The sequence below is a fragment of the Candidatus Methanoperedens nitratireducens genome (genome assembly GCF_900196725.1).
In the GTDB taxonomy this organism is placed as follows: Archaea; Halobacteriota; Methanosarcinia; order Methanosarcinales; family Methanoperedenaceae; genus Methanoperedens; species Methanoperedens nitroreducens_A.
Genome location: NZ_FZMP01000044.1, coordinates 1 through 13,469, shown reverse-complemented (window position 1 = coordinate 13,469; position 13,469 = coordinate 1). Strand labels below are relative to the sequence as shown.

The window sequence follows — 13,469 nt, the reverse complement described above, 5'->3', positions numbered from 1 at the left end:
TCATAATTTCAAATTGATATGGTTATCTAAATGTTTTTCCCAGTATTATACCCAAATTGTTTACCAAAATCAGCTTTCATTTGTCACCGTTTAAGGTATGAAATGCTGGAAAATAGCAGTTTTTATACAGTCTTCACCTTCTTCCGACCCGTAGTGACACCAGCAAAGTCGGGATGGCAGTATCGCTTCAAAAGCGGGTGCTTCAGGTGTTGCTGTCCCGCCGGCAACGACCACATTCAGATTGAACAGGCGCGACGGAGCAGCGCATGACGGCTTCACTCTCCGGCACAGGGGGTCGCCAACCGCGGTCAGGCTGGCTCTGCCGGGCTTGTGCGCCTTATAAACGCCCCGGGCACCCCTGATGACGAACACATTCCGGATTGGTCTACACTTCTTTTGCAGCTCTGAGCAGTTCTTCTTTTGATGTCTCCCAGTTGTGCATATTTTTGTTGTGCTTCTGTACGAACGAGACTAGCTCATCTTCATTCTCGCTTCTGATCATAAAGCTACATTTCTTACAGTTTATTTCCTTAGTCAAAGTTAATCACCTCCCCAAGCAGAGTTTTGGTCTGGGAATTAATAAACCTTGTGTAGTGAGTGAGCCCCATCCAGAAAATATTAAACTTTTGAAATTGCTTCCTGCATGAAGTTAGAATAATCCCTTTCTCATTTTTATGTATAATAATTGTTAGACCTCGCAACTCATTGACTATGCCTTTAGACGACTTCGAAATTGGATATCATACCGTTATCCTCGTGTTCCAGCCTGTGGCAGTGGATTAAGTAGAGGCCTTTGCCATCGCCGCCTACGCTCCTGAATTGGTCGAAGCGGATCAGGATCTCTACGGTTTCGCCATCATCAAGCAGGACTGTATCTTTCCATCCCTGCTCCCACGGGAAGAGCTGACCACGACCACCTGTCCGTGACTGTATTTGGAAGGATGCTCCATGTATATGCACGGGGTGTGGTGCGGCACCTTTCGTTGTGAAACGCCAGAGTTCAGTTTCGCCAAATGGTACCTGGAAATCTATCCGATTGATGTCGTATACTTGGCCGTTGATCCTTGACATGCCCTCAAAATTGAAGACTCGTGTCCTTACCGGGTTTGACAGCTTTGTGATTGTCGACAGTGCCGTGGGAGTCGTTCCAGTATCAGTGACCGTCCGTGTAACCCTGAACTCCAGCAGGTCCCAGCCTGTGCGGAGATCCTTCAGCATGATGCTACTACCCACTGGTAGTCCACGAAAGTCTATGATTATGTCAGCTCGTTCGGCTGGAGCCAAATCTATCTGCGTTAGCCCAGGAACAGAAGTCTCTAACAATCCACCATCGTTGCCTATGAGCGTGAATGGAGCACCATTACTCAATGCCAATCCGAAGATCCTATTCTGCGCACCGCTGAGTACTCGGAAACGATATCGAGCAGTGTCTACTTCTAGATACGGGTTGAGAGTGCCATTGACCATTGGTGTGTCGCCTCCCCCCGATCTGTACACCATATTATACGCTGCGTCGAAGCTGGCATCCCTCACCACGAGCGGAACCTGATAATTACCCGAAGGAAGGCCGAGAGCACTTTCTTCATTATCAGTTACAATGAAGGCGCCAGCAAGTCCCATAGCCACCTGTTCATTTGTGAGCATGTGGGTATGAGGATGGTACCAGTTCAATGCTGCCCTCTGGTTGATAGCGAAGTTATAGTTCTTCGTACCGCCAGGAGGAATTGCATACTTTGGATGGCCATCATTTAACCCGTCAACAATCATGCCATGCCAGTGTGTAATTGTCTCTTGTGACAAACCATTTACCAGATTGATGCTAGCTGTCGAACCCTGAGATGCTATGATAGTTGGGCCTGGTAGTGAGTTATTGTATGCCCATACCGACGCCATTGTTCCTCCACCTACGTTCACCGTGGCAGGCGCCTCCGTCAGAGTTAATCCGCTTGGTGAGACGATGGGAGGAATATATAGCGAGTTACGGGTGGTTGGGCCAGGCCTGGCGGCAACGACTTCAGGAATGTTGAGTAGCTGCCCACCGCCTAATGCTACCAATGTTACTGCTCCAGAAACTTTGAGAAAATCCCTTCTCGTAATCGAATCCATTATGCCTTTTTGTTCATTTTCGATTCTTTGTTGTTTTGTTTTCATATTTTTTTCCACCTTTCTTTTAATTTATTTACTTTTGTTTTTTATGTCCATATTTGATCTTTATATTTTACTTTGGTTTTTTTTGCCAATGGTTGACCCCCTATTAAGAATAATGGCATTAAGTTAAGGCGAAAATTACTGATCCCAGAAGCTAACTTAATGCCATTAACTCTGAAGAGTAGGGTATTGCTCACCCCTTGACCCCATTTTAATAAGCTGCACAGGATTGCAATCCTGGTGCAGCTTTTGTTTTCGACTCACGTCAGGACATTATACCTTGCGAGCATGCCAGCATCTATGTGGTCGTTTACATGGCAGTGGTACAGCCATATGCCCGGATTATCAGGTACCATATCCAGGACTTTCATGCTAGCTGGCAGAATGTCCAGTACATCGGTTCGCATTCCGTTAAACAGACCAGTATTGCCATGCCAGTGCGGCGTATGCAGATCTACCTCTGTGCCCATGCCGAATACATACCAGCGCACTCTCTCGCCCTGCCTCATTGTCAGGCTGTCTAATGGCAGGTTGCCGAACACGTAACCGTTGATAGAATGCATCAGATTGCTCTCGATGAACCCATCATCTGCTTTCAACAGTTCACGAGGCATTGTATGGTTATGTTGTAGGTTAATGAATGTCTGGATGTTCTGATCTATATAGGGAGCTCGGTTCTCGTCCATTACTGTGAACAAGGTCACGAACTCTTTGTCCACATCTTTGGGCTGGATATCATTTGGTTCTTTTGGATTAGTCGTGGTTGAATTGTCTTTGTATATTATCATCGGTCCTACAAGCCCTGCATTTGTATCTCCAGATTCGTCGACATGCGAATGGTATATCCACATAATGGAGCTACCATCATTTGGTCCTGGACCTGCACGTTCAGGAACCTGCCATGTCAGTGTTACGGTAGCACCTGGCTGTACGCTATCGTCAGCCTTATCCGAACCGAATGTGCTGTCGTTGTATGGTGCACCCTCGGAGTCTTTATTGTAGAATGCACCATGCGGATGCAGGCTGAAATTGAAGCTTGCGTTGTTCTTGAACACTATTTTGATCGTGTCGCCCACCTCAGCCTGGATCGCTGGTCCAAGTAGACCAAGATGCTTCCATTTCGCAGGTATAGGCTTCAGTTTTGTGAATGTGGCGTCTGTATACTCACGGTACAGAGCCTTGATATATACCTTGCCGATCCTATTCATCGTCTGCTGTACGAAGACATTTTCTGCATCACCAAAAGGCAAGCCTGTTATCTGGTTTATGCCGCTTGGAGCATAGTCCCACTCCACCTCATCTGCTGCGATGAAGTAGGTGTGTGTTGTTGTTTCAGTTGCAGTATTGCCTCCCAATCCTACCATACTGAATGCTGCCAGAGATAATGTCAGCAGAGCTACTGCTAACATAATTCCAAATTTACTCGTTTTCATATATTTTTCCTCCTTTTGCCAGGGATTCAGGGAGTAAATCCATCCGTAAAGGTCTGCATGAACGCAACTATTGCGTTCTCCTCAGTATCGGTGAGACCGAGGTTGCCCATAAAGCTGCTGTCTAGGTTCGTCATTGTCTCAGGTGCTGGCCAGCATGTAATGCCGAATCCAGGATCCGTGCTGTTGGAACACACGCCAAGAACATCTCTGGTATTATAGAAATGCACGACCTGCTTCAAGTTCTTCAATACACCGTTATGCATGTAAGGCCCTGTGACATTGATATTGCGCAGGTGCGGTGTTTTGAATTGGCCATTCTGCCTGGGGTCGTTCAGGAAACCTCCTAGACCGGGATCAGCAGGGAAATTTGCCGGATTCGCAGGGAACGGGAACTCTGAGTTCTTTGGTATGCCGATGTTGTGGAACTTAAAGTCGGAAAACACCACTGGATTACCGTTATCAGGGTGACAGTGGGTGCATTTGCCGCTGCCTCCGAACAACCTCCGCCCTCGGTCTTCATCTGGAGTCAGCGTATATGTACCGCTAAGATAAGCATCGAACTTCGATGTGAACTTGTTGAGCTCACTTGTCCCCTCGAACGCTGCTATCGCACCTGCCATGCAGTCGTAGGAACGATTGGTATTGGCCGAATCGAAGGCATTTGGACCGCATATCTGCTCGAAGAGTGCGGCATAGGCAGAATTATTTATCTTTCCTATAACGCTTGATCTATTAGGATTGTTCATCTCTACCGGGTTAACGAACGGTCCTTTTGCCTGCTCTGTAAGGTTAGCTGCCCTTCCGTCCCAGAACTGACCGCCCATGATACCACTTTTCAAAGTGAACTGTCCGTTGAAAACAGCGTATGCTGCACTGGGCGAGTTACGGGTTCCGAATCTGCCGGGTATCACACCTTCAGAGACGGGCAGATTCTTGTCTGGTTCTGCAAACGCAGTATTCGGGTCATGGCAGCTTGCACAGGTCTGTCCTGCCGGCTCTGACAGGTTTGTGTCAAAGAATAAATTCTTTCCAAGTTGCTCTTGCGGTGTAAGCGCTGCTGCAGTTCCTGCGGTCAGTAGCATAATCGCTACATAAATCCAAATTCTTTTACTTAACATAGATTATTCCTCCACCTATTGATGCTCCTTTTATTTTCCGGTCGTGTGTCTCAACAACTGAAAACATGCTATTGTAAAGTTACAATAGTTTATCGACCTAAGATTTTCACAGCGGGTAACCTGCTTAATTTCCTATTGTAACTTATTACAATAATATTTCAATCATAGGAGTACACGACCTATTTTCCTACCCTTTTATTTTCGGTCGTGCGTCTCAACAACTGAAAACCTACTATTGTAATAGAATCGTTTATCGACCTAAGATTTTCATAGCGGGTAACTCAATTACCTATTGTAACTATTACAATAGTATTTCAATCATAGACGTACACACAACCTTATTTTCCTTTCCTTTTTTTCGGGGAATAAAGCAGGTAACAAAACAATTAGCGAGCAATTATACCCCACTACGCTACGAAATGCATCCTGCCTGAGATTATAGACTCGCTGAGTCTACATCCACTTTCCCTGAAGCAAGGGTAAATATACATCTGAGTTCCTGTTATAAATAGTTTGTCGGTAGATGTAATTTCATAGAGTTGATGCAAAGGACGAGTAGATACAGAATGAGTGAACTTTTATTTTGGCTTTTATACATGAATCTCTGAGAGCTTTTATTTATGCTGTTATGGCACACTTAATGGTTAAACGACTGGTTCGTATTAAACTTTCAAGCGCATGAAGAAATATTCAGACAGGCTCTAAGTGTATTGCATATTTTCCTCTTTACTTCTTGATTTTACTCGCCAACAGCGAGCCAGCTCTCCTGCACAGCTCAAGCTCTTCATCACCCGGCATCCTCTTTATGTTAAGGTCCTGCACCATTTCCATACCGCAGGCTGTTAATATCCTGTTAATCTCCTGCGTGGCTTCAAAGCTCCACCCGTAAGAGCCGAACGAAAGCCCGGCTTTCCCGGATAAGTCAAGATCAGAAAGCCCGCCCAGGAATTTCTTCACCGTGGGCATCATGGCATGGTTGTAATTGGGCGAACCGACCGCTACGGCATCGGCGTCCCTGAGTTCATCCCTGTTCGCATCGTTCACATTTCTTAGCACGGTCTCTATCCCTTCTGCCCGTGCGCCTTCCTCTATTGCGACTGCCATGCGCTCGGTGTTATGCGAACCAGTGCCGTAGATGATAACAAGTTTTGGCATGCTCCCAATTTATAATTATTTTTCATGCTATTTTTACTTTCTCCCAAATTCCGCTGAACAGAACCCACAGAGGTTTTACATTATATCGATCAGCAGCAAATCCGGGTCTTTCAGGTGCTCTATCAGCGTATTCATGAACCGCGCAGCCTGCGCACCGTCAAGCGCCCTGTGGTCAAATGATATGACAAGCGGCAGGATTTTCCGAACCTTTACCTCCCCGTCAATCACCACTGGCATGTCCCTTATCCTGTGCACGCCGAGAATAGCGACATCCGGCGGATTGATTATTGGCGTTGAGAAAATCCCGCCTATGCTTCCTATGTTTGTTATAGTGAAGGTGTTGCCCTTCAAATCCGCAAGTTTGATCTTCCTGCTGCGCGCCTCCTCGGCAAGTTTTTCCGTCTCCTGCGCCAGTTCCATGATGCTCTTCCGGTCGGCGTTCTTGATAACAGGCACCATCAGGCCATCGGGAGTATCTACAGCGATCCCGATGTTGTAATAGTGCTTCAGCACAATTTCGTTCTTCTGGGAATCAATAGATGCGTTCAAATACGGATGCTGCTTCAACGCAACAGTTACCGCCTTGACGACAAATGCAAGGTAGGTAAGTTTTGTTCCTTTCTGTTCTGCTGCTTTTTTCTCCTTTTCCCTGAGTTTCACAAGCTCTGTGACATCAGCCTCATCCATCGAAGTCACATGCGGAGCCGTGAACATGGATTGGACCATCCGCTCTCCAATAGTTTTTCGGATGCTTTTTATCGCAATCCTCTCTTCCAGAGCTTTTATTTCAGGCACTGCCTCAGGCGGCGCAGCTTCAGGGGGCTTTGCCTCCGGCATTGCCTCAGGCTTAACTTGCGAAAACTTCCTGATACCTTCATCAGTTACCCTGCCGCCTGGTCCTGTACCTTCAACTTTTGATATGTCCACGCCGAGTTCCCTTGCAAGCCGCCTTGTAGAAGGCGTGGCTAAAACCCTCTCAGGCATCTCTTTTGGCTTTTCCGGTTTTTTGCCCCTTTCGGGCGGTTTGGGAGGTTTGATCTCTTCAGAAGGTTTGACCTCTTCTCCCGGCATCGCCAGGGAAGCCAGGGTGCTTCCTACTTTTATAATATCCCCCTCTTTTCCGTAAAGATTCGAGACCTTCCCTGCTTTCGGGGATGGGATCTCTACGATAGCCTTATCGGTCTCGATCTCAGCAACAGCCTGGTCAGCCTTTATTTCATCGCCTTCCTTCACCAGCCATTTCACAAGCGTACCTTCGGTAATACCCTCACCAACATCCGGGAACTTTACATCGACCATATTTTCACACCTCAGAAAGTTGCTACCTCTTTTATGGCATCTGCCACCCTCTCAGCATCTGGCAGGTAGTAATCCTCAAGCTTGGGCAGAGGCATTGGAACGTCATACCCCGTAACCCTTTTAACAGGCGCCTCAAGATAAAGGAATGCCTTTTCGTTAATCCTTGCAATAATCTCAGCACCTGGACCCAGCGTTCTTGGCTCCTCGTGCACTATCACTGCCCTGCCTGTTTTCCTTACCGAGTCTATTATCATCTTATCATCCAGGGGAGAGAGCGTGCGCAGGTCTATCAACTCAACACTGACATCCTTCACCAGTTTCAGGGCTTCAAGACATACTCTTGCCATAGCGCCCCATGATATCAGGGTAACGTCATCGCCTTCTGCGAGCTTCTTTCCTTTGCCGAGGGGCACGGTGTACTCGCCTTCCGGAACCTCTTCCCTGAAAGCGCGGTAAAGCCTCTTGGGTTCGAAAAAGAAAACCGGGTCGGGGTCCCTGATAGCGGAGATGAGAAGACCTTTCGCATCATAAGGGGATGATGGGATCGCCACTTTCATGCCCGGGATATGGATATAGAACGTTGCCACAGCCTCAGAGTGATGTTCCAGCGCCCGGACACCGCCTCCATAGGGCGCCCTTATTACCATAGGGCAGTGATACGTGCCCCGGGAGCGGTATCTTATCCTGGAAGCATGGGCTGCAAGCTGGTCTATGGTCATATAACTGAAACCTTCGAACTGTATCTCAGCCACAGGCTTGAGCCCGGAAACAGCCATACCTATCGCCGTCCCAACGATACCGGACTCAGCAAGAGGCGTATCTATCACCCTCTCACCTCCGAACTTGTTCAGTAGACCTTCTGTTACCCTGAATACCCCGCCATCCATGCCTACATCCTCGCCCATCACTATCACACCGGGGTCTCTTTCCATTTCTTCACGCAGCGCGAGGTTTATCGCCTGCACCATGTTGAGTTTAGCCACTCTCATCCCTCCGTCTTTTTTGAGACATAAGCAAGGAGTTCATCCATCTGCTCTTTCAGGCTCGGAGGCATTTGCGCGTACACATATTTGAATATGTTCTCAAGCCTCGGCTTATATGCTTCAGCCTCTTCAGCAGCTTTCTCGATTTCTGCCGTAAGTTCTTTAATCAGCTTATCCTCGTAATCCTGGCTCCAGATACCCTTCTTTTCAAGGTAAATCTGAAAGCGTTTTATGGGGTCTTTTTTCTTCCACTCCTCCACTTCCGCCATCTGCCTGTATTTTGTAGGGTCATCGGATGTAGTATGTGCACCCATGCGGTAGGTGACGCACTCTATCAATGTAGGTCCGCCGCCGGACCTTGCTTTTTCAAGGGCTGCTTTTGTTGCGCTGTACACGGCAAGCGCATCGTTCCCATCAACCTGGATGCCATCAAAACCATAAGCTAAAGCTTTCTGCGCAAGCGTTTTAGAGGCTGTCTGTCTTTCTCTTGGCAGCGAGATGGCGTACTGGTTGTTCTGGCAGATGAAAACGGTCGGGGTTTTGAACACGCCTGCGAAATTCATACCTTCGTGGAAATCCCCTTCAGAGGTTGCGCCATCCCCGAAATAGACGATAGAAGCTATATTTTCCTTTTTGATCTTCGCCGCCCACGCAGCCCCTACGGCGTGGAGTATCTGGGTGGCTACCGGTATGGCTATTGGAAAATTTTTAGGAGGCAGTTCGATGTAAGCATCTTCAGACCCCATCCAGTAAATATAGAGAAGCTTAACAGGTATACTTCTTGCTATCTCGACTCCCTGCTCCCTGAAGGCAGGGAAGAACCAGTCATCAGGCTTCAGGGCAAAAGCGCTCCCCACTGTGGTTGCTTCCTGCCCGAGAGACGAGGCGAAGGTAAGCATCCTGCCCTGGCGCTGGAGCTTTAAGGCTTTGTCATCGAAAAGGCGGGTCAATACCATCGTCCTGTAAATTTTTTCAAGCGTTCCCTTATCCAGGTCAGGCTCCAGACTCTCATCCACATTACCTTCGGGGTCAAGAATCGAAAGCCAGTCCACACTCAACTCCAAGATCTTTTTCCTCGGCAACCAGAAACCTCCCTAATCAATTAGTATGGTTCTAAACCTTTTTATCCTTTACTGAAACTTCTATTCTATCTTCCTCACGACCACAGACCCATTTCTCATCCGTATCAGCCTCTCTTTCATGAGCCCGTATTTGTGATAGCTCATAGCCTCCACATGACCTGCTCCCGGATGCTTCAATAGTGCTTCAGGTCAACGCCCATGCTGTAACCCAGTCTTTTCCCGGAACCCCAATAGTTAATTATATAGACATACCGAAGAATATGATAAACTCAGGTGCAAAAAATGAGTATTAAACTCGGATTTGTTGTTTCGGAATTCAACCGTGATCTAACTATCCAGATGGAAACCCTTGGGAAAGAACATGCGGCTTTTCTTGGCGCTTCGGTTGAGAAGATACTATACGTACCCGGTGTTTTCGATATGCCTCTGGCAGTAAAGAAGCTTGCTGAGGATACGGGTATTGATGCAGTCGTGACAATCGGCTGTGTGATACAGGGAGCCACAAAACACGATGAGATCGTGATCCAGCATGCTTCGAGGAAAATTGCAGATCTTGCTCTGGAGAACAATAAGCCCATAACCCTCGGGATATCCGGTCCGGGCATGAGCAGGCTTGATGCTCACGAGCGTGTGGATTATGCAAAGCGCGCGGTCGAAGCTGCAGTTAAAATGGTAAGAATGTTAAAAGATTAAAAAATAGAGCAGACCTGGAATTTTTATAATTTTATAATCCCTGCTGAACCGCTGCTCTGTATGATTGCATGATATTCATCCGGGTAAAAGTCCCGCATGTTCTCAAGCAAAAAGATGTTCCTTGTACACAGCATTACCTTATTTGCTGTCAGCCTCTCAGGAGCGCACTTCTCCATCCACAGAACTACCTCGTTTGATTCCATCTGATTTTCTCCAGTACCTCATAGCCTCCTATACCACATGCTCCTCATTATAATAATTATTATTAGAATATATATATGTTACGGTGATAGGATATTCCCGTGAAACCTACCCATGGAAAATCATCAGGATTCTAAAAAACCCTGACAACGCTCATGAATACTCCCGACAGGAGCGGTATCATGAGGTTGTCATCCACTGGTCTTCCATAAATCCGCAACGGGATTGCATCCCCCAGCGTGGCACCGGCAGCGCCCGCAATATATACAGGAAGAGATAAATAAACCATATCCTTTGCCAGAGGCAGGCTTAAAAGAGCAAGCCCTGTCATCAAACATACCACAAACATTGTAGCCATTATCGGCAAGGGCTTGATCACAATCTTTTTTGTATCATGGTTGCGGATATCCCCGCCTTTTATCATTGAACCTGCCAGCCCCGATGCCGTATCCCCGAATGCCAGCATCAATAATGCAGCTATGGCTATCGTTTTATCGAATACCAGGACAGAGATAAGAGCAGCCGCCTGGAAATAGATATACGCTGCGACCTGTTTATTCTCATGCGGACGCAGCAATACTTTCGGCATCTCTATTTTTCCTTTGAGGCGAAGCCATTCGATCAATAAAAGGACGGCATTAATAATTGAAAGCCCTATCAATGCCGTTTCCCTGTCCAGGAAATAATAGACTATCGGGATAAGAGAACCTGTCAGATGGAACGCTTTTCTTCGCAGCTCACTGGAGAATAGGTCGAACATACAAGTATTCTATACTCTTCTGCCGGAATCCTCAAAGGATTTGCCGCCATATATCAGGTCGCAAACATTGTCTGCAATATCACTCATGCCAGCTCGTACCTGTTTCATCGTGTCCCTGTCCCTGATAGTAACAGTGCCGTCCTCAAGCGTCTGGTAATCCACTGTTATGGAATACGGCGTACCGATCTCATCGTTCCTCCTGTACCGCCTGCCGATAGTGCCTGAATCATCATAAGCGACCAGTATCCCGGCTTTGCGAAGCATTTTTACTATCTCGTTCGCAGGTTTTACAAGTTCATCGCGCGTAAGCAGGGGCAGCACGGCTGCCTGAACAGGCGCAACCTCCGGCGGGAGGCGCAAAACTATCCGCGTTTTATCTTCTTCTCCTTCTTCAACGGCTTCCTCCTCAAAATAGGAGTGCTCAAGAAGAGAATATATTATCCTGTCTATGCCGAAAGAGGGCTCTATCACATGAGGTATGATAGTTTCGCCGTGAACTTCCTCCGTCACTTTTTCAAATGCGACCGCATCTTTTTCAATCGTTATTTTTTCACCGTCAATCGTCAGCTCGATAACATCCCCTGACAGCTCTTCAGGCTTCAATGCTTTCAACGCGTTTGCTATCTTAGCTGCTTTCCCTTTGAACCTGGGTCCGAGGATACCCATATTGGGTTTGACCGTGAAACGCTCGATCTTTTTTGGATTATCATAAGGAACATATACAGCCAGCTCGGTCTCGCTCTGTTTGGCATGGGCTTTCAGGTCATAATCAGTCCTGTCAGCAATACCCACGACCTCGACCCAGCCGAAGCGGTCGCTCAATATCTCGGCATCCCAGCAATCCGCTGCATAGTGCGCCATCTCGTCCTTCATATGCTGCCTGAAACGCAGTTTTTCAGGCGATACGCCGACGCGCGCCAAAAACTGATACGTCATTGCAAGGCAGTAGCCAAGAAATTCATGGGCAATTATGCCATTTTCTATCGCCTCTTTGATGGACATCTTTTGAGATTCTCCGGCTGCCTGTCCTGCCTGGGAATAAAGATTCAGGACAACATCCGAGATTTCATTGAATTTCGGATGTGTCTTGTCCCTGGGATCGATGAATATCTCAGCCTCTGCCTGTGTGAATTCGCGCAGGCGTATCACACCCTGGCGCGGGGATATCTCATTGCGGTAGGCTTTCCCTATCTGCGTTGCACCGAAGGGCAGATGGTCGCGGTAGAATTTCAGGAGGCGCGGGAAATCCACGAACATCCCCTGGGCGGTCTCGGGGCGGAGGTACCCTGCCCGTTTTCCACCCGGACCAATGCTTGTCTTGAACATCAGGTTGAACTCATAAACTGCGCCGGGTTTTCCACCGCATTCCGGGCATTTGATATTATTCTTATTGATTATCTCGGTAAGTTCATCGGCGCTCAGGGTATCGGGGTTATCCACAATATCCTTGACGAGATGGTCTGCCCTGAAAGCTTCGTGGCACTTCTGGCATTCGGTCAGGGGGTCGGAGAAACCGCCGACGTGCCCGGATGCGATAAAAATATCCTCAATACCGATGGTCGGCGCCTCTATCTCATAATACCCCTCATTTATTACGAATATATCCCGCCAGGTGTTCTCGACCCGGCGCTTGAGCATGGCGCCGAGCGGACCATAATCGTAAAAACCTGCGGTCCCGCCGTACAGCTCGAACGAGCTCCACAGGAACCCGCGGCGCTTTGCAAGCTCTATTACCTGTTCGTATTTGTCTGCCATGTGCTGCTTAATATATGTTTTAGATTATTATACTTACTCAATCAGGTATATTTTTAGCTATACCATCAATAAACCGCTGGATTTTGGATAAATTCGAGACTTTTTATTACCGTTGTATTTGAAAAAACCACAGAGTTCACAGAGGACACAGAGAAAAACTATAACTCTCTGTTTTGTTTAAATCTTCAACCCCTGGTATATTCTTGCTAAACTGTCCCGAAGGGTTGTTCTTGCGAGTAGGCGCACATTCGCTTTTGCGTGCTCCCTTTAGGGCGGGGGTCAATTCTTATGATTGCTTTGATAGCTCCGTCTTGGCTCATATACAATAATTGACCGTCAGTATTGGGAGATGGATTTGCTAAGAACAATTCAACAACGTTCCCCTATAACCTATTTTTCGGATCTTTCTTCGCGACACTTTCAAACATCTTTCAGTCAGCTCGACTCATATTAATATTTCTTTAATGAGATCATAACCTAACCAGAATGCAGCGGCTCCAGGTGGCACCATTTTATTTGGATAAAAGGAATATGAATTCAATAATTCATTCTCATCTTCAATGTATTCAACTTTATATATGAAATCGTTTTTATCTTTTACTTCAGTAAAACGGACGAATTCTTTATTGTAACTAATTTTTTTCAGTTTCTCTATTTTTGTAGCCATGTCTTGCGATTGTAATTTGTACCATTCAGGTGACTTGATAAGCAAGAGTGTACATATTTCTGGGCGTAAATTAAGTAGATTTACTGCTACACCTGTAAAAAATAATTCTGCTTCATTATTTTCAATAAGTTTCCTTAAAATTTTTAAACGCATAGGAAAGTATAAACGCATTTTC

14 protein-coding genes are annotated in these 13,469 nt (G+C 46.8%); 1 reads left to right on the top strand and 13 read right to left on the bottom strand.

Annotated features, from left to right (window positions below):
* Nucleotides 1-90: 90 nt before the first annotated feature.
* The 9 genes from MNV_RS04265 to pdhA form a co-directional block, all read right to left on the bottom strand.
* Complete coding sequence (locus MNV_RS04265; protein ID WP_096204135.1) at nucleotides 91-372, bottom strand: hypothetical protein; 282 nt, start codon at nucleotides 370-372, stop codon at nucleotides 91-93.
* A gap of 13 nt (nucleotides 373-385) precedes the next feature.
* Nucleotides 386-502 (bottom strand): DUF1059 domain-containing protein, encoded by a 117-nt coding sequence (locus MNV_RS04260; RefSeq protein ID WP_096204134.1) that lies wholly within the window; start codon nucleotides 500-502, stop codon nucleotides 386-388.
* A gap of 215 nt (nucleotides 503-717) precedes the next feature.
* Nucleotides 718-2,151, bottom strand: coding sequence for a multicopper oxidase domain-containing protein (locus MNV_RS04255; protein WP_096204133.1), 1,434 nt, complete (start codon nucleotides 2,149-2,151; stop codon nucleotides 718-720).
* Nucleotides 2,152-2,408: 257 nt separating this feature from the next.
* The gene (locus MNV_RS04250) at nucleotides 2,409-3,581 is read right to left on the bottom strand and encodes a multicopper oxidase domain-containing protein (protein WP_218837892.1); all 1,173 of its coding nucleotides are present in this window, start codon (nucleotides 3,579-3,581) and stop codon (nucleotides 2,409-2,411) included.
* 26 nt (nucleotides 3,582-3,607) lie between these two features.
* Nucleotides 3,608-4,699, bottom strand: a complete 1,092-nt coding sequence (locus MNV_RS04245) for a cytochrome-c peroxidase (protein WP_096204132.1) — start codon at nucleotides 4,697-4,699, stop codon at nucleotides 3,608-3,610.
* A gap of 726 nt (nucleotides 4,700-5,425) precedes the next feature.
* On the bottom strand, nucleotides 5,426-5,854 hold the full coding sequence (locus MNV_RS04240) for a flavodoxin domain-containing protein (RefSeq protein WP_096204131.1): 429 nt from the start codon (nucleotides 5,852-5,854) through the stop codon (nucleotides 5,426-5,428).
* Nucleotides 5,855-5,929: 75 nt separating this feature from the next.
* Nucleotides 5,930-7,153: a dihydrolipoamide acetyltransferase family protein gene (locus MNV_RS04235; RefSeq protein ID WP_096204130.1), complete on the bottom strand. Its 1,224-nt coding sequence runs from the start codon at nucleotides 7,151-7,153 to the stop codon at nucleotides 5,930-5,932.
* An 11-nt stretch (nucleotides 7,154-7,164) separates the two neighbouring features.
* Nucleotides 7,165-8,136, bottom strand: coding sequence for an alpha-ketoacid dehydrogenase subunit beta (locus MNV_RS04230; RefSeq protein ID WP_096204158.1), 972 nt, complete (start codon nucleotides 8,134-8,136; stop codon nucleotides 7,165-7,167).
* Nucleotides 8,137-8,138: 2 nt separating this feature from the next.
* A complete protein-coding gene (pdhA, locus tag MNV_RS04225) occupies nucleotides 8,139-9,218 on the bottom strand; it encodes a pyruvate dehydrogenase (acetyl-transferring) E1 component subunit alpha (RefSeq protein ID WP_096204129.1) in 1,080 nt (359 codons plus the stop codon).
* 282 nt (nucleotides 9,219-9,500) lie between these two features.
* Here pdhA and ribH point away from each other — a divergent pair, with 282 nt between their 5' ends.
* Entirely contained in the window at nucleotides 9,501-9,911 is a 411-nt protein-coding gene (gene ribH / locus MNV_RS04220) for a 6,7-dimethyl-8-ribityllumazine synthase (RefSeq protein ID WP_096204128.1), read from the top strand.
* 23 nt (nucleotides 9,912-9,934) lie between these two features.
* On the opposite strand, the gene MNV_RS04215 is transcribed toward ribH, so the two are convergent.
* The 4 genes from MNV_RS04215 to MNV_RS04200 form a co-directional block, all read right to left on the bottom strand.
* Complete coding sequence (locus MNV_RS04215) at nucleotides 9,935-10,114, bottom strand: hypothetical protein (protein WP_096204127.1); 180 nt, start codon at nucleotides 10,112-10,114, stop codon at nucleotides 9,935-9,937.
* Nucleotides 10,115-10,245: 131 nt separating this feature from the next.
* Entirely contained in the window at nucleotides 10,246-10,872 is a 627-nt protein-coding gene (locus MNV_RS04210) for a diacylglycerol/polyprenol kinase family protein (RefSeq protein ID WP_096204126.1), read from the bottom strand.
* Between the two features lie 9 nt (nucleotides 10,873-10,881).
* Nucleotides 10,882-12,627 carry a glycine--tRNA ligase gene (gene glyS, locus MNV_RS04205; protein ID WP_096204125.1) on the bottom strand — a complete coding sequence of 582 codons (1,746 nt, stop codon included), beginning with the start codon at nucleotides 12,625-12,627 and terminating at the stop codon, nucleotides 10,882-10,884.
* Between the two features lie 445 nt (nucleotides 12,628-13,072).
* Nucleotides 13,073-13,469 (bottom strand): hypothetical protein (locus MNV_RS04200; protein ID WP_218837891.1); only part of this gene is annotated, 397 nt, incomplete at its 5' end.

What these genes read in the sequence shown, in the direction of transcription:
- MNV_RS04260 (WP_096204134.1), bottom strand. Translation starts at nt 502, where the DNA reads ATGATCAGAAGCGAGAATGAAGATGAGCTAGTCTCGTTCGTACAGAAG.
- MNV_RS04255 (WP_096204133.1), bottom strand. Translation starts at nt 2,151, where the DNA reads ATGAAAACAAAACAACAAAGAATCGAAAATGAACAAAAAGGCATAATG.
- MNV_RS04250 (WP_218837892.1), bottom strand. Translation starts at nt 3,581, where the DNA reads ATGAAAACGAGTAAATTTGGAATTATGTTAGCAGTAGCTCTGCTGACA.
- MNV_RS04245 (WP_096204132.1), bottom strand. Translation starts at nt 4,699, where the DNA reads ATGTTAAGTAAAAGAATTTGGATTTATGTAGCGATTATGCTACTGACC.
- MNV_RS04240 (WP_096204131.1), bottom strand. Translation starts at nt 5,854, where the DNA reads ATGCCAAAACTTGTTATCATCTACGGCACTGGTTCGCATAACACCGAG.
- MNV_RS04235 (WP_096204130.1), bottom strand. Translation starts at nt 7,153, where the DNA reads ATGGTCGATGTAAAGTTCCCGGATGTTGGTGAGGGTATTACCGAAGGT.
- ribH (WP_096204128.1), top strand. Translation starts at nt 9,501, where the DNA reads ATGAGTATTAAACTCGGATTTGTTGTTTCGGAATTCAACCGTGATCTA.
- MNV_RS04215 (WP_096204127.1), bottom strand. Translation starts at nt 10,114, where the DNA reads ATGGAATCAAACGAGGTAGTTCTGTGGATGGAGAAGTGCGCTCCTGAG.
- MNV_RS04210 (WP_096204126.1), bottom strand. Translation starts at nt 10,872, where the DNA reads ATGTTCGACCTATTCTCCAGTGAGCTGCGAAGAAAAGCGTTCCATCTG.
- glyS (WP_096204125.1), bottom strand. Translation starts at nt 12,627, where the DNA reads ATGGCAGACAAATACGAACAGGTAATAGAGCTTGCAAAGCGCCGCGGG.